This window comes from Marinobacter sp. UBA3604 (genome assembly GCF_002375325.1).
Lineage (GTDB): Bacteria > Pseudomonadota > Gammaproteobacteria > Pseudomonadales > Oleiphilaceae > Marinobacter > Marinobacter salarius.
Map to the genome: position 1 here is coordinate 60,764 of NZ_DFMB01000005.1, position 26,325 is coordinate 87,088.

The window sequence follows — 26,325 nt, forward strand, 5'->3', positions numbered from 1 at the left end:
GTATCAATCATAGACCAGTTCTACCGACTGGTCGCCTACGAGGTATTTCAACTCCAATAACAGGTCGTCATCGGGCTGTACGCGCCACGATTCACCCAGTTCGATACGGGTACTGGCATTATCGCTACTGTATTCAATCCATACCGGGCTGCCCTCACAACGGAAGGGCCTGAGCGTGGAGTCCAGTTTATCCAGCAGGCCGTTCTGAAGCTGATCCGCGTGAATAGCGAGCTTGAGACCACGACTGAACTGTTGCCGGGCCGTACCAACGTCCATCACCGAGCTGACGCGCATCTTCATCTGGCCAGAATAATCATCATGGCTGACCTGGCCTTCCACCACAATGACCTGGTCGGACTGAAGCAACTCCCGATTCTCGAAAAAGGCCTCTGAAAACAAAGTGGCCTCAATGCGGGCACTGCGATCATCCAGGGTGATAAACGCCATGGTCGACCCTGTACGGGTCTTCATGGAACGTTGCGCAACGACAAGGCCGGCAACACGCTGGGGCTGGCGAGCCGGTTTGAGATCAGCAATGGATGAGCGCACGAACCGCCGCACTTCTTTCTCATATTCATCGAACGGATGGCCCGTCAGATAAAGGCCCAAGGTGTCTTTTTCCCCCTTGAGGCGCTCTTTCTTGGGCCATTCCCGCACATTCGCCACGTCGGAATAAGGATCGCCATCTTCCCCGCCCATCAGCATGTCGCCAAACATGTCGGTCATGCCCACGGACTCGTTGCGGGATTGCTGGCCGGCCTGCTGAATGGCCTTATCTATGCTGGCCATCAACTGGGCGCGCCCTGCCCCCAGCTTATCCATGGCACCGGAGCGGATCAGGGCCTCCATGGCCCTCTTGTTTACTTTTTTCAGATCCACCCGGCGGCAGAAATCGAAAATATCCTGGTAGGGCTCGCCGTCGGCGCGGCCGGCCTGAATACTGCCAATCGGTCCCTCACCAAGCCCCTTGATGGCGCCGAGACCGTACACAATGGCGCCGTCATCGTTGACGGTAAAGGTGTATTCAGAGCGGCTGACGTCGGGCACCAGCAGCTCCAACCCCATGCTGCGGCACTCCTCCACCAGCGTGACCACCTTGTCGGTGTTCTGCATATCCGCCGTGAGTACCGCGGCCATAAACTCAGCGGGATAATGAGCCTTCAGCCACAGGGTCTGGTAGGAAACCAGCGCGTAGGCCGCCGAGTGGGATTTGTTGAAGCCATAGCCGGCAAACTTTTCAACCAGGTCGAAAATGTTCTCCGCCAGGGTTTTGTTGATGTCATTGTTTTCACAGCCGTCGAGAAAGAACTGCTTCTGCTTGGCCATTTCCTCGGGCTTTTTCTTACCCATGGCCCGGCGCAGCATGTCGGCGTTACCAAGACTGTAGCCGGCCATCACCTGGGCAATCTGCATAACCTGTTCCTGATACAGGATAACGCCATAGGTGGGCTCGAGAACGGGCTTCAACCCCTCATACTGATAATCAGGATGCGGGAATGACATGGGCTGCCTGCCATGCTTCCGGTCGATAAAGTCATCCACCATGCCCGACTGCAGTGGCCCCGGACGGAACAGGGCCACCAGGGCGATCATATCCTCCAGGGAGTCCGGTTGCAGGCGGCGAATCAGGTCTTTCATGCCGCGGGATTCAAGCTGAAACACCGCTGTGGTTTCCGCCTTCTTGAGCATGTCGAACGAAGGCACGTCGTCCAGCGGAATCTCGTTAATGTCCAGCGCCGGCTTGCCCTGTTTCTCCAGGCGCGGGTTAATCATCTTCAGGGCCCAGTCGATGATGGTCAGGGTCCGCAGCCCCAGGAAGTCAAACTTCACTAGGCCGGCATCTTCCACATCGCCCTTGTCGAACTGGGTCACCAGGCTGCCGCCCTCGTCATCACAGTACAGTGGCGAGAAATCGGTAATCTTGGTGGGTGCAATCACCACGCCACCGGCGTGTTTACCGGCGTTTCGGCACACACCCTCGAGTTTCAGGGCCATTTCCCAGATTTCCTGGGCTTCCTCGTCATTTTCCAGGAACTCCACCAACTGTGGTTCCTGCTCCAGGGCCTTCTCCAGGGTCATGCCCGGCTCGAAGGGGATCATCTTGGAGAGTTTGTCCGCCAGCCCGTACGACTTGCCCTGAACCCGGGCAACGTCCCGCACAACCGCCTTGGCAGCCATGGTGCCGAAGGTAATGATCTGGGACACCGCCTCGCGGCCGTATTTTTCCGCCACGTAGGCGATAACACGATCACGGCCTTCCATGCAGAAGTCGACGTCGAAGTCGGGCATCGAAACCCGTTCAGGGTTCAGGAAACGCTCGAACAGCAGGTCGTATTCCAAGGGATCAAGATCGGTAATCAACTGGGCGTAGGCCACCAGGGAGCCAGCACCGGAACCCCGGCCAGGGCCTACCGGCACGCCGTTATTCTTGGCCCACTTGATGAAATCCATAACGATCAGGAAGTAGCCCGGGAATCCCATCTGGATAATGATATCCAGCTCGAAGTTCAGGCGCTTGTAGTAGGCCTCGCGCTTGCTGTCGTATTCCGGGTCGTCCTTGCTGAGGGTTTTCGCCAGCCGCTCTTCCAGCCCCTCTTCCGACACCTTTCGGAAGTAGTCATCCATGGTCATGCCATCGGGAATGGGGTAGTTCGGCAGGAAATACTCCCCCATACGCACCGGGACCGAGCAGCGTCGGGCAATTTCCACCGTATTTTCGACTGCCTCGGGGATATCAGAGAACAGCTCAATCATTTCATCGGCGCTGCGCAGGTACTGCTGGTCGCTGAAACGACGCTCCCGCCTGGGGTCGTCCAGGGTCCGGCTCTCGCCAATGCAGACCCTTGCCTCATGGGCTTCGAAATCCTCGGCATGGAGGAAGTGGACATCGTTTGTCGCCACCACCGGGCAGCCCAATGCCTCCGCCAACTCAACATTCAGGTGCAGGCAATCTTCATCCCCGGGGCGCCCGGTGCGTTGCAACTCCAGGTAAAACGACCCCGGGTAAAGGTTCATCCAGTATTCGGCACGCTGTCTGGCAAAGTCCAGCTTGCCCGACATCAGCGCTTTACCCACATCCCCCAGTCGCGCTCCAGACAGGGCAATCAGCCCTTCGGCGCGGCTTTCCAGCCACTTTCGCTGGATAATTGGCTTACCGAAACGCTGCCCCTCTGTGTACCCCAGCGAGACCACTTCGGTCAGATTCAGGTAGCCATCGTTGTTACGGGCCAGCAGAGTGATGCGAAACGGGTTGTCGGGCTCGTCCGGGTTTTCGACCCACAGGTCTGCGCCGATAATGGGCTTCACCCCAGCACCCATGGCCGCCTTGTAGAAACGCACCAGGGAGCACATATTGGACTGCTCCGTAAGCCCGACAGCGGGCATGCCCAGTTCTGCAACACGACCGATCAGGGGTTTCACGCGCACCAGGCCATCGACCATGGAATATTCGGAATGCACGCGGAGGTGGACAAAGGTCTGTGACATAGCGTCGGAAATTTCCTGCAGGTTAATGGCGGTTCGGGGCCAGGTCAGCGACCAATCAATTCTTTGATGTCTTCTTCAGTTTGCGGGCCGAAGCGGGCCTCGACGAGGTCTCCATCCGGATCCACAATAAACGTTGCGGGCAGGGCCACGGGTGTTTCCCAGCCAAATTGCGGCCCTGGATCCTCTGCCAGCATGCTGTACTCAATACCCATTCTTCGCCCCAGGTCGATCAGTTCCTGGCCACGAACATCATCAAAATTCACACCGAGGACCACCACTGCACTGGCGGTGTCGATACTGTTCAGCTCCGGAATTTCCTCCAGGCAGGGTTTGCACCACTCGGCCCAATAATTGACCAGCACCCAGTGGCCCCTCAGGCTCTCCCACTGCAGTACGGTTCCGTCCGACTTTTCAAACTCGTGGTTCTGGCAGCCTGCCAGCGGCAACAAGGCCAATAGTATACCGATCCTGCACAACCTGGTGGAATAACGCACCAGTGCAGAGTACTTTGCAGGATATCGCGCAGGGTATTGCAAAGGGTGGCCTCCTGTTAGACTACGGCGCTCAGACAAACTTGCGGTTAACCTGACCTGGGAAGAGGGAGAACCATGACAGAACCAACCCGAATTTTCCACAATCCGCGCTGTTCAAAATCCCGGCAAACCCTTGAACTCCTTCGCGAACAAGGTGTTGAACCGGACATTATACGTTACCTGGAAACGCCACCGACAGAGCAAATCCTGGAACAGATCCTTGCAGCCCTGGACATCACTCCCAGAGAGCTGATGAGAACCGGGGAAAAGGAATACAAGGAACAGGGCCTGGACGACCCCGAGCTTGGCCGTGAGACGCTGATCAAAGCGATGGTCGACACTCCGAAGCTGATCGAGCGGCCCATCGTAATCAGGGGTAACAAGGTAGCCCTGGGCCGACCGCCTGAAAATGTCCTGAATATTCTCTAACCGGAGATCTCCAATGGCGACCACCTCGCCCTATATCCTGGTGCTGTATTACAGCCGCACTGGGCAAACGGCCGAATTGGCCGCCCAGATTGCCCGGGGTGTATCCCGGGTGCAGGGTATGGATGCCAGAATTCGCACCGTGCCCAGCGTGTCGCCGGACACCGAGGCGTCCCTGCCTGCGGTACCGGACGACGGCGCGCCCTATGCCAGCAAGGATGATCTTGCGAACTGTGCGGGCCTGGCCATCGGCAGCCCGACCCGGTTCGGCAACATGGCAGCACCGCTGAAGTATTTCCTCGACAGCACCGGCGACCTGTGGCTGAACGGAACCCTCAGCGGAAAGCCCGCCGGCGCGTTTACGTCCACTGGCAGCCTGCATGGCGGTCAGGAGAGCACCCTGCTGACGATGATGGTGCCACTGCTGCATCATGGAATGGTGCTGTGCGGTGTGCCCTATTCGGAAAGCGCGCTCAACGAGACCTCCGCCGGGGGTACGCCCTACGGCCCTTCCCACTGGGCTGGCACCGGAGAGCCACAGTCCGTGAACGACCATGAAAAAGCCATATGCCAGACGTTTGGCGAGCGCCTTGCGCGGCTTGCCATGAAATTGCACTAACCCCGGCGCCACTCAACCACAACGGATCACCGAATGCTTCACAACCCCAAAGCCCGAATAACCGCCCGGCTGACCATTCTGCTTTATCTGGCCACCCTGGCGGCCCTGCTTGTCAGCACCTTTTACCCCGCGCAGGTCGAGGGCGTATCCGTCACGCTGATGCTCAGCGTAAAGCTGGTCCCGCTGCTGGCGTTTGCCGTACCAGTGTTCCGGGGCCACAACCGTGGTTACATCTGGCTCAGTTTCGTGGTGATTTTCTATTTTACCCAGTACGTCGTATCGTCCTGGCTCAGCGAAGGCGCTATCACCCCTCTGATCATCGCGGTGCTGACCTTCCTGCTGTTTACTGTGGCCATGGTCCACCTTAAGGTGAACCGTCCGCAGCCCGTTACCGAAACCTGACAGGGAACGCATCATGGCCGACAGCACTCATCCACCCGCGCCACATAGAAGTACCTTGACCCTGAGGGATATCTGCACGGCGCTGGTCACCGGTGGTGAGATTACCCAGGAGGATGCCGAACGGGTTCTCTCGGCCAACATTGGTATCCAGACAGGGGGCAGCGGGCCCGCTAGCCAGCGCCACCCACTGGAACTGGTCGCCAAGGCCGGGTTGGAGAGCCAGAAAACCGGCCGCACCCTGGATCTGGACAGACTGACCCAATGGCTCGCGGAGTGGGCGGAGCAGCCCTATTACCACATCGACCCTCTGAAGATAGATACACCCGCGATTGCCCGGGTGATGTCCTATGCCTTTGCCCAGCGACACGGCATTCTCGCGGTTGAAATAGGTGAGGATGAAGTTCTCATCGCCAGCACCGAACCCTTCAAGAATGACTGGGAAGGCAACCTGCGCCAGGCGGTGAGAAAAGACATCCGCCGCGTGGTCGCCAACCCCGAGGATATCCGCCGTTACACCGTTGAGTTCTATCAACTGGCGAGCTCCGTCAGCAAGGCAGGCGGCAACAACGCAGCCAACCCCGCCGGTACCCAGAATTTCGAGCAACTGCTGGACCTTGGGGCCAGCGAACACCCGGATGCCAACGACCAGCACGTGGTCAAGATTGTTGACTGGCTGCTGCAGTACGCCTTCGACCAACGCGCATCGGATATCCACATAGAACCACGGCGCAATGTCACCCAGGTGCGCTTTCGCATCGATGGGGTGCTGCACAACGTCTACGAATTCCCGGACCAGGTCGGCGTGGCCGTGACCAGCCGCCTGAAGATTCTCGGCAGGCTGAACGTGGCGGAAAAGCGCCGCCCCCAGGACGGCCGCATAAAAACCCGAAAGCCGGACAACAGCGAAGTGGAGTTGCGGCTGGCCACCATGCCAACCGCGTTTGGCGAGAAAATGGTGTTGCGGATATTTGATCCGGAAGTGCTGTTGAAGTCCTACGAACAACTGGGGTTTTCCAAGGAAGACCGGGAACGCTGGCAGGCTATTACCGATCACCCCCACGGCATTGTTCTGGTCACCGGCCCTACCGGCTCTGGCAAGACCACCACCCTGTACTCAACCCTCAAGCAACTGGCCACTCCCGAGGTGAACATCTGCACCATCGAGGACCCGATTGAGATGGTGGAGCCGGCCTTCAACCAGATGCAGGTTCAGACCAACATCGAACTGACGTTTGCCTCGGGCGTGCGGGCGCTGCTGCGACAGGATCCGGACATCATCATGATTGGTGAGATCCGTGACCTGGAAACTGCAGAAATGGCGGTTCAGGCCGCTCTGACCGGACACCTTGTGCTGTCCACCCTGCACACCAACGATGCCCCCAGCGCCATCACCCGCTTGATGGAACTGGGCATCCCCCCCTACCTGATTCGTGCCACGGTGCTGGGCGTAATGGCACAACGGCTAACCAGAACCCTGTGCCCCCACTGCAAGGCGCCAGGGCCGGTGGACGCGCAGGCCTGGCAAAGCCTGACCCGACCCTGGAAAGCCACCATGCCCAAGCAGGTCTACCACCCGGTTGGCTGCCTGGAGTGCCGAAACACCGGTTACTATGGTCGGGCCGGCGTGTATGAAATCATGCAACTGTCCGGCAACCTGATCCGGCAGATTACCGAGCAGTGCGAACTGGACCAACTGAGAGTGGATGCGTACAAGGATGGCATGAAATCCCTGCGGCTTAGCGGCGCGCAGAAAGTGGCCGCCGGCTCCACCACGGTCGAGGAAATCCTGCGGGTAACCCCCGAAAGCCAGCGTTGATGCGCTCCCGGTCATCATGCCAGACATGGTTGAGCGCTACTGGGGAAACGCTCCGCACTGGGTGAGCAACTGCTGCCAACGCTCTTTATGGGCCGTAATGGCGCGGGCCAGTTGTCCCCAGACACTGTCGGTATTGCCCGTTTCCAGATAGAGCCGATACCAATCGCGGAACGCAGACGGCATGGTCTCTGACTGCTGGGCGGCGAGCGTATCCAGCGGTTTGATCAGCGCCTCCCTCGCCTGCTCAATGCGGCCGAGATAGTCCTCAATATCAGCGCCGTAACCGTCGGTATAGATATCCACGAGCTCGTCGGGCGGCGCCTCAGGCTCCGACCCCGAGCAAAGTGGTGCCCCTTCCACTCTTCTGGTCAACAGAGCCGTTGCGTCCTCAAGCCGCGCTGTGATCAGCCGAGCGCTGTTTAATAACTGACCCGCACGATGTTCCGCCTGCCAGAGTTGATGCACACCACCCACATAATCCAACGGCTCATCTGTGTTGCCGTCCAGCAGGCCTCTTACCGTCTGGTTGACTCGCTTTACGCCCGAGGACAACTCCGCCAGAACCTTGTCATCGCCGCTCCCGGGATAATATCCCTGCGACAGGGTAAACAGACGCTCAATCTCTTCCACCCCCCAGGTGGCGTTCCATATCGCAATGGGGAGCGACTCGGTTTTATGGGCGATGGCCTCTTCCAGTTCTTCCTGTATATCCTCACCATCGGTCTCCGAAATACAGGTCTCAGCGGCACGGATAAACCGTGTTTCATAACGCAATCGATTCAACGGTTGCATTACCCGCCCCATGATCGAATTCCTTTCGCCGACCACGTATTGCAACTCACACCCGTAAAGAGACAGGAAATCGAGCATTCCCATGTCCAGATCCGGCATGTCGAGAACGCGCTCCCGTCGGCGCGGGATCTGGGGAACAGGAGCTATATCGGAGAGTTCGGGGTGCAGTTCCAGGGCATCGGCCACGCTCACAACGTACCCATCCATCATATCTGGAACACCGGAATCCGGCACGCAGCCGGCAAGGTATAGGCACACCAAAGGCATTATCAGGCATCGAACGTCAGGCACCATGGAGGGTCAACCCTGCTGCAGAAACCTGTCGACCCCTGCAAAGTCCGTAGCCACCGCCCGCTTCGTGTCCGGCAGATCTCCCTCACGCACAAGCCAGACCGTGCGCAGGCCAGCTTCCTCAGCGGCCTTCAGTTCGGCCTCGACATCGGAGAGGAACAGCACCGTTCTGGGTTCGACACCCAATTCGTCGATGATGTTGCTGTAGGAAGTTGATTCCTTCTTACCGCCGATACGGGTATCGAAGTAACCGGAAAAGAATGGCGTTAAATCCCCGGCTTCGCTGAAACCGAAAATCAGCTTCTGTGCCTTCACCGAACCGGAAGAATATACGAAGAGACGCAATCCCCGATCATGCCAACGCTGCAGATACTCGGCGGCATCGTCGTAGATGTGCCCCCGGAAAGCACCCTGCTGGTAACCCTGCTCCCAGAGCATTCCCTGCAAGGCCTTCAAAGGTGTTTCCTTGCGATCTTCCCGAATCCAGGTATCCAGCACCTCAACAAGCCCGTCGATATCCTCCCTGGCGACACCTGACGTGTGGGCAACGGCATCCAACTGCTCACGGATTTCCGTGCTGTCCGCCGCACCTTCCCGTACAAACTCGGCCATATGCTTCGCCGAGTAGGGAAACAAAACCTCATGCACAAAGGAGATCGAACTGGTGGTTCCCTCGATATCCGTCAGGATCACGCGGATCATCCAGCCACTCCCGCCAGGCGTTCATAGCGCGGCAGCCGGCTGGCGATGTCTTCACCCGTGAAGTCTGCCACCCAGCCTTCCGGGTTGGTAAACAGACGGATACAGGTAAACGCAGGCTCCGGCCCCATATCAAACCAGTGGCGTGTGCCATCCGGCACGCTGATAAGGTCATTTTTCTGGCACAGAACAGCGTACACCTGGTCACCAAAATGCAGGTAAAACAGGCCCTGCCCGCGAACAAAGAAACGCACCTCGTCTTCGCTGTGCACATGCTCATCAAGAAATTTCTGGCGGAAGGCCTCTTTCTGGGGGTTGTCCGGGTTCAGGCTGATGACATCCGCTGCCTGGAAGCCACATTCCTCCTTCAGCGCCTGGATCTCACCGGAATAGGCCTCAAGAATGTCGTCAGATGACGCGTCTGCAGGCAGATCCCGGGTAGCCCATTGTTCAAAGCGCACGCCGTGCTCTGCCAACAGGTTAGCGATTTTGCCCGCGTCTTCGGTCACGATGCGGGGGGATTCGGGCACACTCTGGTCAAAAATACTCAAGGTTGTCATCGGCGGACCCTCATGGTTTCAAGCTCACATTCGAAAAGGAATTCAAAGGCTTCGACGTGGCGCAGGCAGTCTGACATGGTCCTGCCCCAGGTATAAAGGCCGTGCCCACGAATCAGGTAACCCGGTTGTTCAGGATGCTGACGAAACCAATCTCTGGTTTGGTCCGCCAGCGCCGGAATATCCTGAGTATTGTCGAACACCGGCACGGTCAGTTGCGACTCGTGGGTATCAACCCCGGAAAACGCTTTCTGTAACTCGTACCCCTGTAACTTCAGCGGTTCTCCGGCGGGCAGCAGCCGGCTCAACACCGTTGCCTTGACAGAGTGGGTATGCAACACCGCACCAACGTCCGGAAAGGTCTGGTAAAGCACCGTATGCAAACGTGTTTCCGCCGACGATCGGGCATTGCTCTGGATGGGGTTACCAGAAAGGTCCACCACCATGACATCACCCGCCACCAGCTGGCCTTTGTGTCGGCCGGACACCGTGACGGCGATATGCTCATCATCGATCCGCGCAGAATAGTTGCTGCTGGTAGCCGGCGACCAGCCCGGGCCGTAGAGAAACCGGCCGGCATCAATGATGGACTGCGCGGCAATGGCGTAGCGGGTTACGTCAAACAAAAATCACCTCGGAACAGACACGCCGGATCAGCGCTTGATGATTACCATTATAAGGATGAGCGAGCGGCCCGCAAAGGCCAACGAACGCTCACCGGTCGGCCTGGAAAGCCATGGATCATACCGTGGCTTTCAGGGGAAGGCTGCGCTGGCGTTTCCCGGTCAGGGCAAACAACGCGTTACCCAAAGCTGGTATCACCGGAGGTACACCGGGCTCCCCCACACCGGTGGGCGATTCATCGCTATCGATGATGTCCACCACCACCTCGGGCCGCTGATCATGACGCATGAGCGGGTAATCGTGGAAATTGCTTTGCTGGACCTGTCCGCCTTCCAGGGTAATGTTGCCGTGGAGCGCTGCCGTGAGGCCAAAGATAATACCGCCCTCGATCTGATCGCGAACAATGTCCGGATTGACCACCTGGCCGCAATCCACAGCACAGTACACCCTGTGCACCCGGATTTCCCCGAACTCAACGCTGGCCTCAACCACCTGGGCCACGTAGGTGCCAAAACTGCGAAACAGAGCAACACCACGGGCCCGTCCTTCGGGGGCGCCGCTGTCCCATTGGGCAAGTTGGGCAACCCTGTCCAGCACGCCCAGGTGTCTAGGTTCGTGGTCAATCAATGAGCGCCGAAACCGGTACGGGTCATGGCCTTGCTCATGAGCCAGCTCATCCATAAAGGTTTCAACAGCAAAGCCGTTGTGAGAGAAACCCACGGACCGCCACCAGGACACCGGCACCCCCGGATCTGTGTGGGTATGGCGTATGTCGATATTCGGCACCCGATACGGATATTCTATGGCACCTTCGATGGCGGAATGATCCTTGGGAGTCGCGACACCCTCGGCGAGCAGCCCAACGCGCCCCAAAGTGCCGTACAGGAATTTCGGAGCCCACGGGTACTGGGCTGGTGCCGCATTGCGTACGTACCAGTCCAGTATCTGCGGGCCAACAATCTGATGGTGCCAGCCAGTGACGTTATCGCCACTGACACTGGCCCGCATCCGGTGCAGCATGGCCGGACGATAAACATCGTGACGGGTATCTTCTTCCCGCGACCAGATCAGCTTGACCGGTTTGCGTACCCGGTAGGCGACAGACGCCGCCTCCTCAATGTAATCATTGGTCAGCCGGCGCCCAAAGCCACCGCCGAGGAAGGTGGTATGGATGGTCACCTCATCGGGCGAGAGGTCCGTCACCCTCGCAGCCGCGATCCGACCAAGATCGGGTGCCTGGGTCGGTGCCCAGACTTCAATGGCGCCGTCCCGATACCACGCCGTGGCATTCATCGGTTCCAACGTCGCATGGGCAAGGTAAGGCTGCTCATAGCTGGCCTCCACCACGCGCTCCGCACCTTGTTGTGCGTCGTCATAATCACCTTCGCTGCGCTCGCGTTCCCCCGGGTCTTCATCAGCGGCTTTGTGGTACGAGGAGAACACCTGTTCGGAGGACACATCCAACGCGCCGTCGTTGTCCCATTCGATCGTCAGGGCGTCCTGGGCCTTACGGGCCCGCCAGTATTTGTCAGCCACAACCGCCACGCCACGCTCGATCTCAAACACATCCAGCACACCCGGTAACCGGCGAGCAGCGGTGTCATCGTATGACTTTACCCGGGCGCCATAGCGCGCGGGGCGGGACACCACGGCGTAAACCATGCCTTGCAGTTCGACATCAATGCCGTAGATTGGCGCGCCGGTGGACTTGGCTTCGGCATCCAGGCGTCCCCGTTCCTTGCCTATGTACTTCCACTCCTCACGGGGTTTGAGTGACGGAGCCTCCGGCACCGGCTGCTTCGCCGCCAGTTCTACCAGCCGACCGTAAGCCAGGCTGTCGCGCCCGTTCGGATGGATGACCCTGCCTTCGACCGCCCGGCACTCAGCGGGGCTGACTTCCCAGACATTGGCTGCGGCAGCAACCAGCATCATACGGGCAGAGGCTCCCGCCACCCGTAACGGCTGCCAACTGGTCGCCAGACTGGTGCTGCCGCCGGTCAATTGCAGGTTGTAGAGGGGATTACGGTATTCCGGGGCCGCAGGGGCAAATCGCGGTTTGATGGAGGCTGGCGCCACCCCGAGCTCTTCCGCAATGAGGGTGGTCAGGCCAGTGTAAGTTCCCTGCCCCATCTCAACACGCGCCAAGGTGAAGTAGACCTGATCATCGGTCGTCAGCTCCAGCCAGGCATCCGGTTTCCAGCTACCATCCTGCTCATCATAACCATTCTGGATGCCAGCGCAGCCCGGAAGCGACAGGGACAAGACCAGCCCGCCGGAGGAGCCGGCGGTTACCTTCAGGAAGTCGCGTCGATTCATGGACATATTACGCTTCCCCCCGATCAGGTCGGGCAGCGTCGTCAACAACCACAGACTCAACCGCCGCGATGATGCGGGAATAGGTACCGCAACGGCAAAGGTTTCCGCTCAAGGCCGCGACGATATCATCGTGAGAGGGAGCGTCGTTGTGCTGCAAAAGGTGGGCGGCGCTCATGATCTGGCCGGACTGGCAGTAACCGCATTGGGGCACGCCATGTTCGACCCATGCCTTTTGCAAAGGATGCAGGTTTCCATCTTGCGACAGACCTTCGATGGTCGTCACATCCCCACCGTCGGCCAATTCTACCGGGGTGGAACAGGAACGCACCGGATGCCCGTTCAGGTGCACGGTACAGGCGCCGCAGAGCCCCATGCCGCATCCAAATTTGGTACCTTTCAGTCCGAGTTCATCGCGGATCACCCACAACAGCGGAGTATCGCTGTCTATGTCGAGCATCCGCTCCCGGCCATTAACGGTAAGGCTCACGGCCATGGTTGTTCTCTCCCCTGCTGCCCAGAGCATTGGCCCCGGCTGAGTTTTATTATTATGAACGCTGAGCGTTCTTATTTGATGACGTCGTTGCCGTCCTTATCCGTCCAGATCTTCCGTTCGCCGGTTTCCATTTTACCTTGGGAGTCCCAGACCTCGCGGTCGGTTGTTGCCTCTTCCACCTTGCCGTTGTCATTCCACATAACCCGGTCTTTACATCCGGCCAGTGCCGCTACTACAAAAAGTACCAACATCAGTTGCTTCACACTTACCTCCAAACCGATCTTATCGGCGTTGGTGAATAGTCAGGATCCGTGAATCTCACGGTTACGCTGTTTGTCGCGGTCGCCCTTGCGGACCATGACATAGACGGCGCCGGTGCCGCCATGGCGCTTCTGGGCCGAATGAAACGCCAGCACATCTTCCAACTCTGGCAGCCATTTGGCCAGATGGCTCTTGAGCTGGGCGATACCGTCGGGGTTACGCTCTCCCTTGCCGTGGAGAATAATGACGGATCGAAGTCCATAGCGCACGCAATCATTAATGAAGCCGAATACATCCCGACGCGCTTCTTCAACGGTCATCCGGTGCAGGTCCAGGCGCGCTTCGATCGGGTATTGCCCAAGACGGAGCTTACGGAATACGCCATGCTGAACTCCGGGCCGTTGCCAACAGAGAACATCGTGCGCTGTCAGAGGCTCAACCATATCCGCCGTCAGTGGATTGCAGTCTCTGTGCGGCTGATCTATGGCGGACCGCTGACGCTCAAGGTGCCCTGGGGTCAGATCCTTTGGGGCTTTAACATCGGCTTTGTTCGGCTTCCGGATACGGCGGACATCCTTCATTTCCTCCAGGAAGCTCAGGCGCTCATCTTTGGTTGTCATGGCGATATCATTTACGGTCGAAGTTGCATGGACTTTACCACCCGGCTCACCCATCATAAAGGAGGCCCCTCGCCCTACCCACTGCCGGGCCGGGGCTGGCCCGCGCTCAGACAACCATCGTAGGGCCGGTAGATAGACCGTTGGTCTACACTTCAGGCTCATAAGCACGACAACGGACCGCGATTATGACTGCCGCATCGCAAGACAGTGCACGCCCCCAGAATACCCGTGCCATCATGGCATTTCTGCGGGAGCATTCGCCTTTTTCAAACATGGACGATGCACATCTGGCCCATTATGCCGAGCATGCCTCGCTGAGATTCTACGCCGATGGCGATGTGGTGCTGTCACCGGACGATGGCCCGGTACAACGGTTCTACGTGGTCAAACAGGGCCGTATTCGCGGCGAACGGGAGCGAGACCGGGACGGAGAAACCGAAACCACCTTTGAGATCAGCCAGGGCGAATGTTTTCCATTGGCCGCGCTGATTGGAGAACGCCCCACCCGCACACTGCATCGCGCCTCCGGAGACACCTTCTGCCTTAGCATTGAACACGACACCTTTGTCATGCTGTTCTCGCAGAGTGATCCCTTTCGTGATTTCTGCCTTCGCGGCGTCAGCAGCCTGCTTGATCAGGTGAATCAGCGCATACAGACCGGCGCCATGGCTTCCATTGGTTCCAGTAACTCGCTGGACACCCCGCTGGAACGCTACGCTATTCGCAATCCCATCGTCTGCTCGCCGGACCTCCCGGTCCGAAAAGCGGTTGCGCGCATGCACGAAAACAGTGTCGGGAGCATCGTGATCACCGATGACGAACGGCATCCCACGGGTATATTCACCCTCAGGGACCTGCGAACCATGGTGGCAGAGGAGAAGGGCCCTCTGGACACGCCTATCGGCCAGGTCATGACCCGGAACCCCTGCTGCCTCACAGCCAACGCAGACGCTTTTGAAGCCGCCATGCTGATGGCAGAGCATCACTTTGCTCACATCTGCGTGGTGGATGACGAGCACCGACTGATTGGCATGGTATCCGAGCGTGATCTGTTCTCGCTTCAGCGGGTCGATCTGGTCAACCTTGCCAGAACCATTGGCACTGCCAGCCATCTCCGCACCCTGGTCAGCCTCCGAAAGGATGTGTCCCGACTGGTGGACGCGATGCTCGCTCACGGGGCAGATTCCGGTCAGGTGGTAAAAATCATTACCACCTTGAACGATGTCACTGTAAGACGGGTCCTGGAACTGAACATCAAGAAGAACGACCCCGGCATCCCTTTCACCTGGCTGACATTCGGAAGCGAAGGTCGGCAGGAACAAACCCTGTTAACGGATCAGGACAACGGCATCCTGTTCCAGACACCGGAGGGGATGACCGAGGCACAGGTCAGGGAAAAACTGCTGCCCTTCGCGGAAACCGTCAACAAGGAGCTGGCGGAATGCGGCTTTACCCTGTGCAAGGGTAATATCATGGCCAGCAATCCCAAACTGTGCCTTAGCGGCAGGGAGTGGGATGACTGGTTTGCCCGTTTCATTGACGCCTCAACCCCGCAGAATCTGGTGTATTCGTCCATTTTTCTCGACATGCGGGCGGTATTCGGGCCAATGGAACCACTGGAACGATTGCTGGATAAAGTGCTTACGCGCATACGCAAGAACGACCTGTTCCAGAAGATGCTGGCGGGCAACGCCATTACCCGCAAACCTCCCCTGACCATGTTCCGCAACTTCCGTTATGCCCCGGATGGCAAGAAAAACACACTTGATCTGAAGCGCCAGGGGCTTGCTCCTTTCGTGGAAGCCGTTCGGGTATTTGCCCTCGCCAATAGCGTCGGCTCGGCCAACACATTGGAGCGCATGCAACAGCTCGCCATAAAAGGTGTCTTTGACACCAAAGACGCCAACGCATGGCAGGAGGCCTACAGCCTGATCCAGGCTATCCGGATGAGGGCACACCAGGAAATGCTGGACCGGGGCGAGCCCCTGTCCAATTATATAAACCCGGATGACCTTAACCCGCTGGACCGCCGGATTCTTCGCGAATCCTTCCGCCAGGCACAACGCCTGCAACAGAAACTGGAAATCACCTACCAACTCTGAAAACCGGGTCAACAGTTATGCTGGAGCAGATCAAAGACTGGATCGAACGGCGCAGGGCCGGCAGCACCGGTGGTCACGACCGAGAACACTTGCCAACGCCAAAAACCGCCGGAGACCAGCGCCTGTCAGACTGCCGGCTGATCGTACTTGATCTGGAAACGACCGGCCTCAACCCGGCAAAAGACAATGTCATCGCCATTGGCGCGGTGGCCATCCGGCACAACGCCATTGACCTGGGTGACCAGTTTGATCTGATCCTGCGTCGCCCGGAGCTGGACATCAGCGAGACGGTACTCATCCACGGCATTGGGCCGGAAGCCCTGACTCAGGGACATGAGACAGAAGACGCACTGCTCCATCTGCTGGAATGGATGAATGGCGACCCTATCCTTGCCTACCATTCCGCCTTTGACCAGAAATTCCTTGAAAAGGCTCTCAAGCAAACACTGGGCTACACCCAGCCCCACACCTGGCTCGATGTCGCCGAGATGCTTCCCGCCTACTTCCCCAACTCCAAAACCGGGGGCAAAGGACTGGACAACTGGGCCGATTTTTTCGACCTGGAAGTCAGCGCCCGACACCATGCCGCTGCCGACGCCATGGTGACGGCTGAGTTAACCCTCGCTGTTATCAATAAAGCACAAAAAAGCGGTGTCACCAGCCTGCGTGACTTCAATGGCAAACTGAAGTACTACCGACAACTGAAGAATATCCATCGACAAGGCTAGAGCCCCGGAACTGTGTCGCGTTTGCAGACCTTTTGTCCCTCAAATAACTGAGAATTAGACCTTTTGCCAATATCTATCTATCGCTTGACGGGTAAAGTCGAATAGGACATCACGTCGGAGAAGAACTATATGAATAATAATTTCTCTACAACCAACACTTCACAGAAAACCCACCCAACCTCCACAACAACAATACAGGAGTGATCCTATGTCAGGTCATGACTACGATGCTGTGAACTACTGGAAGGCGAACCTACGCCTTATATTCGGGAGCCTTATTGTCTGGGCCCTCGTGTCTTATGGGTTTGCGATACTGCTTCGCCCCATGCTCGCCGGAATCCCCATTGGCGGAACCGACCTCGGCTTCTGGTTCGCCCAACAGGGTTCGATTCTTACTTTCATCGCGTTGATCTTCCATTACGCCTGGCGGATGAACAAGCTCGATGAAAAATTCGACGTGCATGAGGAGTAAGTTCGAATGAGTCAATTTGCCATTAACCTATTATTTGTGGGCGGCTCATTCGCCCTCTATATCGGTATCGCCATCTGGGCGAAAGCCGGTAGTACGAGTGATTTCTACGTTGCCGGCGGCGGCGTTCACCCGATCACCAACGGTGCGGCGATCGGTGCTGACTGGATGTCCGCAGCATCCTTTATCTCCATGGCGGGCCTGATTGCCGCTGGTGGTTATGCAAACTCGACGTTCCTGATGGGCTGGACAGGCGGCTACGTTCTGCTGGCCATGCTTCTGGCGCCTTACCTGCGTAAGTTTGGTAAGTTTACGGTTCCCGAGTTCATTGGTGACCGCTTCTACAGCAAGAATGCCCGCCTCGTAGCGGTTATCTGTCTGATCGTAGCGTCCGTGACCTACGTCATCGGCCAGATGGCTGGTGCCGGCGTAGCCTTCTCTCGCTTCCTGGAAGTAGACGCTACCATGGGTCTGATCATTGCGGCTGTGGTGGTATTCGTCTACGCCGTACTTGGCGGCATGAAGGGCATCACCTATACGCAGGTGGCTCAGTACTGCGTACTGATTACCGCGTACACCATTCCTGCCGTCTTCATCTCCCTGCAGTTGACCGGTAATGCTCTGCCTCCTCTCGGCCTGTTTTCCACTCACGTGGACTCCGGCATGCCGATTCTGGACAAGCTGAACCAGGTCATCACGGATCTCGGTTTCAACGAGTACACCGCTGATGTGGACAACAAACTGAATATGGTTCTGTTCACGCTGACCCTGATGATCGGTACCGCTGGTCTGCCCCACGTTATTATCCGGTTCTTCACTGTGCCTAAAGTGGCGGATGCACGCTGGTCTGCAGGCTGGGCGCTTGTTTTCATCGCCCTGCTTTACCTGACAGCGCCTGCCGTTGCTTCCATGGCTCGTTTGAACCTGATGACCACCATCTACCCGGAAGGCACCCAAGCGGAGCCGATCCAATATGATGAGCGTCCAAACTGGATCAAAGAGTGGGAAGTAACCGGACTGATTCAGTTCACCGACAAGAACGAAGACGGTCGTATCCAGCTGTACAACGACTCGCCAGAGTTCGAGAGCACTGCTCAGGCTCGTGGCTGGGAAGGCAACGAGTTGGTCGTTAACCGGGATATCCTGGTACTGGCCAACCCGGAAATCGCCAACCTGCCGGGATGGGTTATCGGCCTGATTGCCGCCGGTGGTCTGGCAGCAGCACTGTCCACGGCAGCGGGTCTGTTGCTGGCAATTTCGTCGGCGGTCAGTCACGACCTGATCAAAGGCTCGATCAACCCCAATATCACCGAAAAAGGCGAGTTGATGGCAGCCCGAATTTCCATGGCCGTTGCCATAGTGGTCGCCACCTATCTTGGCGCCAATCCCCCGGGGTTCGCCGCACAAGTGGTGGCATTGGCGTTCGGTATTGCAGCCGCCTCTCTGTTCCCCGCACTGATGATGGGTATTTTCTCCAAGCGGGTTAACAATGTCGGCGCCATCGCTGGCATGCTGACCGGTCTGGCCTTTACCCTTACGTACATTTTTGTGTACAAGGGCTGGCTGTTCATCCCGGGCACCAACAACCTGGCAGACACCCCTGAAAACTGGGTGCTGGGTATTTCCCCGCTGTCGATCGGTGCGGTTGGTGCTGTCGTCAACTTTGCGGTAGCCTTCATTGTGTCCAACGCAACTGAAGAACCGCCCGTTGAGATTCAGGAACTGGTTGAAAGCGTCCGCTACCCACGTGGTGCGAGTCAGGCTCACGACCACTAAGCAACGAATCAGCCTGATTCATTCAATGAATCAGTAGGTTGATGACGAACGGGCTTCCTCTGAGAGGGAGCCCGTTCTTTTTAAGGAAACCCATTTTATGTTCTGGACGTTTGTCGCTACCGTTGTTTGCGGCCTCGGAGCCGCAGGTATTGCGCTCGGAATCCGGGCTATGACCCGAAACCTTGCTCCGAAATGGATCATTCCAGTCTTTGCCGGGGCTGGTATGCTCGGGTACCTCATCTACACCGAATACACCTGGTTTGAACAAAAGCAGTCCCTGATGCCCGAAGAGGCTGTCATTGTGGACACGGAGAGCAACGGCATTTTATGGCGCCCATGGACGTTTTTCTTCCCTTACGTCAATGCTTTCTCGACAGTCGATACCAAAAGCATCAGCGAAACCCCGTCAAACCCGGACGTTTTGCGCTTCACCCTGTATCGCTTTGAGCAGAAAATGATCGATGCTGTTTCTCATCGGATTCATATTCTTAACTGCAATGCCCGCGAACTTGTACCACTGGGTTCAGACGGCGCCCCACGGCTTGATAACATGAAAAAACTGGACCCGCAGGACAAACTGTTGATGACCGTTTGCGGCGAATGACGATACCCAAAACCGCTCCCGAGAACCCCGGGTAGAATAAAAAGAGCGAACTATGATTAGTGCCTGGTTGCTGGTCTTAATTTCCATCACCTACATTTCGATTCTTTTTGTTATTGCCTGGGCCGGCGACAAGCATCCTGGTCTCTACCGTCGCCGACTGGCACGTACCCATATCTATGCTCTGTCACTGGCGGTCTACTTCACCTCCTGGACGTTTTACGGTGCCGTAGGCCGAGCCACTCAGGAGGGGCTCGGCTTTTTGCCAATCTATCTCGGCCCGTTACTCGTTTTTGTCTTTGGCGCTCCCCTGTTGCGCCGTATCATCTTCATCAGCAAGCGCAACAACACCACCTCGATTGCGGACTTCATAGCATCCCGTTATGGCAAATCCCAGTCACTCGCCGCCATGGTGGCAATCTTCGCACTGATCGGCAGTGTTCCTTACATCGCCCTGCAGCTTAAAGCCATCTCCATGGGCTTTAGCGTCCTCTCGGACACTGGCGTGGAACCCAATGAACTCAGTACCGCTGCGTGGAACGATTCGGCCTGGTATATCACGCTGGTGCTCGCAGTATTTACCGTCCTGTTCGGTACCCGACACCTCGAGTCAACCGAGCACCACCGGGGCATGATACAGGCAGTGGCCTTTGAGTCGTTGATAAAGCTCGTGGCCTTCGTGGCCGTTGGCCTGTTCGTTATCTATGGTCTTTATGGCGGCTTCGGTGATCTCTGGGGCAATGTCCGCAGCGCCGGGCTCGTCGGCACACTGACCACCGACAGCGTAGAGGCTCCGGCTTTTATTACCCAAACGCTGGTGGCCATGCTGGCAATCATCTGCCTACCCCGACAGTTCCATGTCATGGTGGTGGAAAACACCGACCACCGGGATTTTGAAACCGCCCGCTGGGCGATGCCGATTTACCTGATTATTGCCAGCGCCTTTGTTCTACCTATTGCGGCAGCAGGCTTGTTGTCCCCGGAAGCCAGCGCGTCCGATCCGGACATTCTGATTCTGAACCTGCCAATTCTGGCCGGAGAACAATGGCTCGCTATCCTGGCATTCCTGGGCGGTGGATCAGCGGCGGCAGCAATGGTCATCGTCTGTTCGGTCGCCATCGCAACCATGGTCAGCAACGAAATCATCATGCCGGCGCTGCTGAAGTTCTTCCGCCCCGGCATGAACAAACGTTCCGATCTCAGCTACCTGCTACTCAGCATTCGACGGGTTGCTATCTTCGTGGTGCTACTCACTGCCTACGGGTTCTATCGCATGGCAGGAGCGGATTACAGCCTGACGGCCTTCGGGCTGCTCTCATTCGCCGCAGCGGCCCAGTTCGGGCCTGCACTTGTCGGAGGTATCCTCTGGCGCAAGGGCAACCATACCGGCGCTGTCTGGGGCCTTGGTCTTGGTTTCCTGATGTGGTGCTATACCCTGTTGTTACCCGCCTTGGCATCCACTGGCTGGTTAAGCGATACCCTTATTGATCATGGGGTTTGGGGCATTAACTGGACAAGGCCCACGGCTCTTTTCGGTTCTGAACTTGATCAGACCAGCCACGGCATTATCTGGAGCCTGGGCATCAACACCGTTACCTACATCGTTCTCTCGATGCTGACCCGCCAACGGGTGCGGGAAAAGATCCAGATCGCCTCGTTCTTCCACGATCCCCAACCGAGAGCTGAGACGCCGCAGCAACAGAGCTGGCAGGGTGAAATCTTGACCTCTGATCTGCAGGCAATCTCCGACCGTTTCATGGGGGAAGAGCGAGCCGAAGCCATCTTCCGCAACTACGAGCGGCGCAACGCCATTCGCCTGCACCCTCATAGGCCAGCTTCGTCACACCTGATGAAGTTCATTGAGCGGCAACTGGCATCGGTTATCGGGGCGTCCACGGCACGCGTGGTACTGGAGTCCACGCTCACCGGGCGGGACATGCAGATCGAGGACGTCGTGAGCATCGTCGATGAAGCCTCGCAGGCCATGACCTTCAGCCGGGAATTACTGCAATCGGCAATTGAAAACATCAGCCTGGGTGTTTCCGTCGTGAACCACCAACAACAGCTGGTGGTATGGAACCACCGCTACCTGGAGCAATTCAGCTACCCGAAGGGCTTCGTCCGGGTCGGCCGTCCGGTGGAAGACCTGATGCGGTACAACCTGACCAGTGCCAACCTGCCAGCGAGACGAATCGACGAGGTCATTGCTGATCGCTGCGCCAGCATGCGCGAGGGTCGGCCGATGTCCTACGAGCGACAACGACCGGACGGCACCGTACTGAGGATTGATGGTAGCCCGATTCCCGGAGGTGGTTACGTAACCACCTTCCAGGACATCACCGCTATGCGAAGGACCGAGCAAGCGCTGAAGGAAACCAATATCTACCTGGAGCAGCGCGTCAAAGAACGCACCCAGGAACTCCAGGTGATCAATGAGCAGATGCTCAAGGCGAAATCCGTGGCTGAACAGGCCAACCAGAGCAAAACCCGCTTCCTGGCGTCAGCAAGTCATGACCTTCTCCAACCCCTGAATGCCGCGCGCCTGTTCACCTCGGCTCTGGCGGGTAAAGCCAGGGATCCTGAAATGACCGAACTGGTGGACCACATTGACAGCTCGCTGGGCGCCGCCGAAGAAATCATCAGCACCCTATTGGACATCTCAAAGCTGGACGCCGGTGCACTGGAACCGGATATCGGTGTGTTTCCGGTTAACGAGATCATGCGGCACCTGGCAACCGATTTCTCTGCCATCGCAAAAGACCAGGGCCTGGATCTTCATGTTGTCCCCAGCAGCGCCTGGGTACGATCAGACTCAAAACTGCTGCGGCGCGTTATCCAGAATTTTCTTTCCAACGCCATTCGTTACACCCCAAGTGGGAAAATCCTGCTGGGCTGTCGGCGTCTGAAAGGGTATATCCGCATTGAGGTATGGGATACCGGGCCGGGTATTCCGGAAGACCAGCTTACTCACATCTTCGAGGAATTCCGTCGTTTTCAGCAGGGCCGGGACAAAAAAGGCCTTGGTCTGGGGCTCGCGATTGTCGACCGCATCTGTGGCATGCTAAATCACCCGGTGAACGTACAGTCAGTTCAGGGACTCGGCAGCGTATTCAGCATCACCGTGCCAGTTGCGCCGGCCGAGCAAAGTGACCAGAGCACCACCAAATCTGCACCCGCGTCGCGGCGTGTATCGAGCCTGGGAGGCCTTCACGTGGTCTGTATCGATAATGACCCTGCTATCCTCCATGGCATGAGTGCCTTGCTGGATAACTGGCACTGTGACGTGACAACAGCCGAAAGTCTGGAGGATGCTCGGGACAAACTGAACGGCACGAAACCGGACATCATATTGGCCGACTACCAATTGGACGATAACCGGAATGGGCTCGACGCCATGGACTCATTGAGGGACGAGATCGGCAATGATATACCTGGCATACTCATTACCGGCTATATGGCTCCGGACGTGAGGGAGGATGCGATCAACAGGGGCTACCAGATCCTTTATAAACCGGTGAAACCAGCCGCATTGCGAGCACTGGTTAACAAGTTGCTGAAACAGAAACGGTCATGACCGAACCCACGAGCAATGCCATCGGCGCCAACTTCGGGAAACTCAGTTACCTGGTCGTCGACGACTTTGAGAACTTTCGATTGTCCATGCGGCAAATCTTGCGGAATTGCGGCGCCGACAAGATCGAGTCGGTCGCCAACGCATCCGCTGCCGTCCAGTATTGTGCCTATAACCACGTAGACGTGGTGCTTTGCGACTACAACCTGGGTGAGGGCAAGAACGGCCAGCATATACTCGAGGAGCTCCGGCACAAGAAACTCCTGAAACGCTCTTCGCTGTTTCTGATGGTGACCGCCGAAACCTCCAAGGAGATGGTGATGGGCGCCCGGGAATACCAACCTGACGGCTACCTTACCAAGCCTATCAACCGTGCCATGCTTGAAAAGCGACTGGGCGGCCTTATCGCGCAACGCAATGCCCTGCTTCCGATCAACCGGGAGATCGATCGGGAAAACTTCCCCGAGGCCATTTCTCTATGCCTGCAGACGCTACCCTCGCAACCTCGCTACAAGACCTGGCTAATGAAAACGCTGGCCGACCTCTATTATCAGGTTGGAGACTTCAGCCATGCCCTGAAAATCCATGACGATGTACTGAGCCAGCGCGATCTGTCCTGGGCACGGCTTGGTCGTGGCAAAATTCTGATTGCCAACCAGAATTACGATGAAGCGGCGGCAACCTTGAAAGCACTGGTGTCTCAGCATCCGGATTACATGGAAGCGTATGATCTTCTTGCCGAGGCTCTCGAAAAACAGGGCCGGCCCACCCAAGCCCAACAGATTCTTGAGAAGGCGGCAGAGCACTCCCCTAACGCGCTGTTGCGACACAGGCACCTGGCCGTACTTGCCTCGTCCAATCAAGACATGCCGACAGCGTCCAAAGCCTGGCGGCAGACCGTCAGCCTTGGCACCTACTCGATACACGACAACTCCGAACACTATCTTGCATTGGGCCAGTCACTGTCAGACCTCAGTGAAGGGGACTCGTCAAATGAGGGCACAGCCCATGCGGACGAAGCTCTGACCATACTCCGACGTATGGAAAAGCGGTTTGCCGGACAGGAAAACATTAAGCTGCGTAGCCGAATTGTCCAGTCCCGGGTTCATGCCGGCCAGGACCGAATGAATGAAGCCCAAAATGCTCTAGACAGCGTTGCGGACGAACTCGACCCTGATCTAATGCCTCCCGAAGCCTGCCTTGACTACGCCAAGACGCTGTTCCGTCTGGGCCGGGAGGCCGATGCCAAGGGCCTGCTCAATGCCCTTGCCCTTCGTTGCAGCGATAACCCTCCGCTATTGCAGAAAATCGAGAGCTTACTCGATGAACCGGTGGGCTTCCGACAAAAACTTCAAGCCCGGTCTCTGAATCGTGAAGGCATCAAGGCGTTCGAGGCAGGCAATCTGGAAGAGGCCGTGACCACATTCAACCGGGCACTGGATATCGTGCCCTCCCACGCCTCTCTCAATTTGAACCTGGTACAGGTATTGATGAAGCAATATCAGGGTACAGCAGGTGATCGAGAGCTTTTGAAGCGCTGTGAAAAATGCCTGGAAAAACTCGCTGATCTGCCAGAACAACATCGCCAGCACCGACGCCTGATCTCTTTGCGCAAGAAACTGGAGGGAATGATGTCATGACCACCAATGACCATGATGAGTTGACTCACCCCCGAGGTACACAGAGCATCGACTTTTCAATGGTGCTGGCCTCAGCCGTCCATGACATGAAGAATTCGCTGGGCATGTTGCTGAACTCCCTGGATGAGCTTCGCCAGGAGCAGACAGACACCATCGGCGATTCTCCCCGCTTCAACACCCTGCAGTATGAAGCCGAACGCATGCACAACGATCTGGTGCAGTTGCTGGGCATCTACAGGCTCGGCGAAAACAACCTGTCCGCACATGTTGAGGAGCACTTCGTTCCGGACTTCCTGGCACAGCAAATGGCACGCCATACGCCGCTTCTTGAGGGCATGGGGATCAAGCTGGCGATCGAATCCGATGATATCAATGGCTTCTTCGATGAGGACCTGCTGACCGGTGTACTCAACAACACCATCAACAACGCCATCCGATACACCAAGAGTATGATCAAGCTGACAGCGGCGATGCATAATGATTTTCTGGTTATTGGCGTGGAAGATGACGGCGACGGATACCCGGAAAACATGCAGCACAATGGAACGCCCAGCTTCAAATCCCTGAACTTCAACAGTGGAAGTACCAGCCTTGGGTTGTTCTTCGCATCATCGGTTGCCCAGCTTCATAGCAATGGTGACCGCCATGGATATATCAAGCTGCACAATGATGGCCGCCTGGGCGGTGGCGTATTCGAGATCTGGCTGCCATGATGGAACACAGCCAATACTTCAGGAAGGGAACCAATGGCTCGAGGTCACGCTTTAATTGTCGATGATTCGTCGACGGCACGCATCATCCTGGCCCGCCTGCTGGAACGCGCCGACCTGACGACAAAAGGCGTCGCCAGCGCTGAGGAAGGCCTCACACAGTTACGTGAAGAGGCTTTCGACCTGGTTTTCCTGGACCACCTCTTGCCCGGAATGAACGGCTTGGAAGCCCTGGATGTGATCAAGGCGGACTCTGAGCTACGGCACATCCCGGTTTTCATGTACACATCGCAAAGCGCGGAGCGTTATCGTCAGGATGCCAAGGCCCGTGGTGCCGCTGGTGTGATTGGCAAACAGGTTGATCGGGAACAACTCCTTACCACTATCGAGGCTATCCTGACAGATGCCTCCACCTTGCCTAGTCTGTCGCCAATCGACAATACCACTGGCGAACTCATTGAACAAAGCTACACAAGACGACTGACAGGACGGCTCGCCACCCTGGAGATCGCCTATGAGGAAACGCACGACGAACTCAGGCAGCTGCGCAAAAGTGTTGCCCTATTGGAAGCCATGCATCAGGAAGGTCTTGACAGGCAGCGCAACCGACTGAAGTGGCTGGCGATTGGCAGTGTCGCCGGCCTCGCAGGTATCGTTCTCTTCTTCGGTCTGGAATTGAGAGACCTGTCGATCTTGCTTGAAAGCCTGAACGGACAACTGGCCGTTATGCAGGAAATCGTAGGTAGCCTGGTTGAACTTGAGGAAGTGAGCAGGCAATAAAAAACCCCCGTCG

At 57.2% G+C, this 26,325-nt stretch carries 23 protein-coding genes; 13 read left to right on the top strand and 10 right to left on the bottom strand.

Features of this window, described 5'->3' with window-relative positions; translation table 11 throughout:
* Positions 1-3: 3 nt before the first annotated feature.
* Positions 4-3,486, bottom strand: a complete 3,483-nt coding sequence (gene dnaE / locus B2590_RS01225; protein ID WP_286811152.1) for a DNA polymerase III subunit alpha — start codon at positions 3,484-3,486, stop codon at positions 4-6.
* 44 nt (positions 3,487-3,530) lie between these two features.
* Positions 3,531-3,941, bottom strand: coding sequence for a TlpA family protein disulfide reductase (locus tag B2590_RS01230; protein WP_226909903.1), 411 nt, complete (start codon positions 3,939-3,941; stop codon positions 3,531-3,533).
* A gap of 153 nt (positions 3,942-4,094) precedes the next feature.
* Here B2590_RS01230 and arsC point away from each other — a divergent pair, with 153 nt between their 5' ends.
* Genes arsC through B2590_RS01250 form a run of 4 tightly spaced genes read left to right on the top strand, consistent with a single transcriptional unit; the run spans position 4,095 to position 7,282 of the window.
* A complete protein-coding gene (gene arsC, locus B2590_RS01235; protein WP_041334988.1) occupies positions 4,095-4,448 on the top strand; it encodes an arsenate reductase (glutaredoxin) in 354 nt (117 codons plus the stop codon).
* Between the two features lie 13 nt (positions 4,449-4,461).
* Positions 4,462-5,064: an NAD(P)H:quinone oxidoreductase gene (gene wrbA / locus B2590_RS01240; protein WP_075195288.1), complete on the top strand. Its 603-nt coding sequence runs from the start codon at positions 4,462-4,464 to the stop codon at positions 5,062-5,064.
* 33 nt (positions 5,065-5,097) lie between these two features.
* Positions 5,098-5,466 carry a DUF2069 domain-containing protein gene (locus B2590_RS01245; RefSeq protein ID WP_075195289.1) on the top strand — a complete coding sequence of 123 codons (369 nt, stop codon included), beginning with the start codon at positions 5,098-5,100 and terminating at the stop codon, positions 5,464-5,466.
* A 13-nt stretch (positions 5,467-5,479) separates the two neighbouring features.
* Entirely contained in the window at positions 5,480-7,282 is a 1,803-nt protein-coding gene (locus B2590_RS01250; RefSeq protein ID WP_041334978.1) for a GspE/PulE family protein, read from the top strand.
* Positions 7,283-7,318: 36 nt separating this feature from the next.
* Here B2590_RS01250 and B2590_RS01255 read toward each other — a convergent pair whose 3' ends face one another.
* The 8 genes from B2590_RS01255 to smrA all read right to left on the bottom strand — a co-directional run bounded on the left by B2590_RS01255 (position 7,319) and on the right by smrA (position 13,935).
* The gene (locus B2590_RS01255) at positions 7,319-8,284 is read right to left on the bottom strand and encodes a DUF3080 family protein (RefSeq protein ID WP_286811153.1); all 966 of its coding nucleotides are present in this window, start codon (positions 8,282-8,284) and stop codon (positions 7,319-7,321) included.
* Positions 8,285-8,374: 90 nt separating this feature from the next.
* Positions 8,375-9,067 (bottom strand): acireductone synthase, encoded by a 693-nt coding sequence (mtnC, locus tag B2590_RS01260; RefSeq protein ID WP_041334974.1) that lies wholly within the window; start codon positions 9,065-9,067, stop codon positions 8,375-8,377.
* Positions 9,064-9,624, bottom strand: coding sequence for a 1,2-dihydroxy-3-keto-5-methylthiopentene dioxygenase (locus tag B2590_RS01265; protein ID WP_036206594.1), 561 nt, complete (start codon positions 9,622-9,624; stop codon positions 9,064-9,066). Before B2590_RS01265 ends, mtnC begins: the two co-directional genes overlap by 4 nt.
* Positions 9,621-10,247 carry a methylthioribulose 1-phosphate dehydratase gene (locus B2590_RS01270; protein WP_286811154.1) on the bottom strand — a complete coding sequence of 209 codons (627 nt, stop codon included), beginning with the start codon at positions 10,245-10,247 and terminating at the stop codon, positions 9,621-9,623. Before B2590_RS01270 ends, B2590_RS01265 begins: the two co-directional genes overlap by 4 nt.
* A 115-nt stretch (positions 10,248-10,362) precedes the next feature.
* Complete coding sequence (locus tag B2590_RS01275) at positions 10,363-12,567, bottom strand: xanthine dehydrogenase family protein molybdopterin-binding subunit (protein WP_286811155.1); 2,205 nt, start codon at positions 12,565-12,567, stop codon at positions 10,363-10,365.
* 1 nt (position 12,568) lies between these two features.
* On the bottom strand, positions 12,569-13,054 hold the full coding sequence (locus B2590_RS01280; protein ID WP_075195295.1) for a (2Fe-2S)-binding protein: 486 nt from the start codon (positions 13,052-13,054) through the stop codon (positions 12,569-12,571).
* A 71-nt stretch (positions 13,055-13,125) separates the two neighbouring features.
* Entirely contained in the window at positions 13,126-13,317 is a 192-nt protein-coding gene (locus B2590_RS01285; RefSeq protein WP_040474675.1) for a hypothetical protein, read from the bottom strand.
* A 39-nt stretch (positions 13,318-13,356) separates the two neighbouring features.
* Positions 13,357-13,935, bottom strand: a complete 579-nt coding sequence (smrA, locus tag B2590_RS01290; protein WP_075195305.1) for a DNA endonuclease SmrA — start codon at positions 13,933-13,935, stop codon at positions 13,357-13,359.
* A gap of 185 nt (positions 13,936-14,120) precedes the next feature.
* Here smrA and B2590_RS01295 point away from each other — a divergent pair, with 185 nt between their 5' ends.
* The 9 genes from B2590_RS01295 (at position 14,121) to B2590_RS01335 (ending at position 26,312) form a co-directional block, all read left to right on the top strand.
* Positions 14,121-16,037 (top strand): putative nucleotidyltransferase substrate binding domain-containing protein, encoded by a 1,917-nt coding sequence (locus B2590_RS01295; RefSeq protein ID WP_126810318.1) that lies wholly within the window; start codon positions 14,121-14,123, stop codon positions 16,035-16,037.
* A 17-nt stretch (positions 16,038-16,054) separates the two neighbouring features.
* A complete protein-coding gene (locus tag B2590_RS01300) occupies positions 16,055-16,765 on the top strand; it encodes a 3'-5' exonuclease (protein ID WP_075195297.1) in 711 nt (236 codons plus the stop codon).
* A 208-nt stretch (positions 16,766-16,973) separates the two neighbouring features.
* Complete coding sequence (locus B2590_RS01305) at positions 16,974-17,237, top strand: DUF4212 domain-containing protein (RefSeq protein ID WP_007154785.1); 264 nt, start codon at positions 16,974-16,976, stop codon at positions 17,235-17,237.
* Positions 17,238-17,243: 6 nt separating this feature from the next.
* On the top strand, positions 17,244-19,010 hold the full coding sequence (locus B2590_RS01310; RefSeq protein ID WP_126810319.1) for a sodium:solute symporter family protein: 1,767 nt from the start codon (positions 17,244-17,246) through the stop codon (positions 19,008-19,010).
* Between the two features lie 97 nt (positions 19,011-19,107).
* Positions 19,108-19,614 (top strand): hypothetical protein, encoded by a 507-nt coding sequence (locus B2590_RS01315; RefSeq protein WP_041334962.1) that lies wholly within the window; start codon positions 19,108-19,110, stop codon positions 19,612-19,614.
* Between the two features lie 52 nt (positions 19,615-19,666).
* Entirely contained in the window at positions 19,667-23,185 is a 3,519-nt protein-coding gene (locus B2590_RS01320) for a hybrid sensor histidine kinase/response regulator (RefSeq protein ID WP_091643972.1), read from the top strand.
* Positions 23,182-24,822 (top strand): tetratricopeptide repeat-containing response regulator, encoded by a 1,641-nt coding sequence (locus B2590_RS01325; protein WP_091643975.1) that lies wholly within the window; start codon positions 23,182-23,184, stop codon positions 24,820-24,822. Before B2590_RS01320 ends, B2590_RS01325 begins: the two co-directional genes overlap by 4 nt.
* Positions 24,819-25,535 (top strand): sensor histidine kinase, encoded by a 717-nt coding sequence (locus B2590_RS01330; protein WP_052479536.1) that lies wholly within the window; start codon positions 24,819-24,821, stop codon positions 25,533-25,535. The genes B2590_RS01325 and B2590_RS01330 overlap by 4 nt, the downstream gene beginning before the upstream one ends.
* A 33-nt stretch (positions 25,536-25,568) precedes the next feature.
* On the top strand, positions 25,569-26,312 hold the full coding sequence (locus B2590_RS01335) for a response regulator (protein WP_286810335.1): 744 nt from the start codon (positions 25,569-25,571) through the stop codon (positions 26,310-26,312).
* Positions 26,313-26,325: the final 13 nt, after the last annotated feature.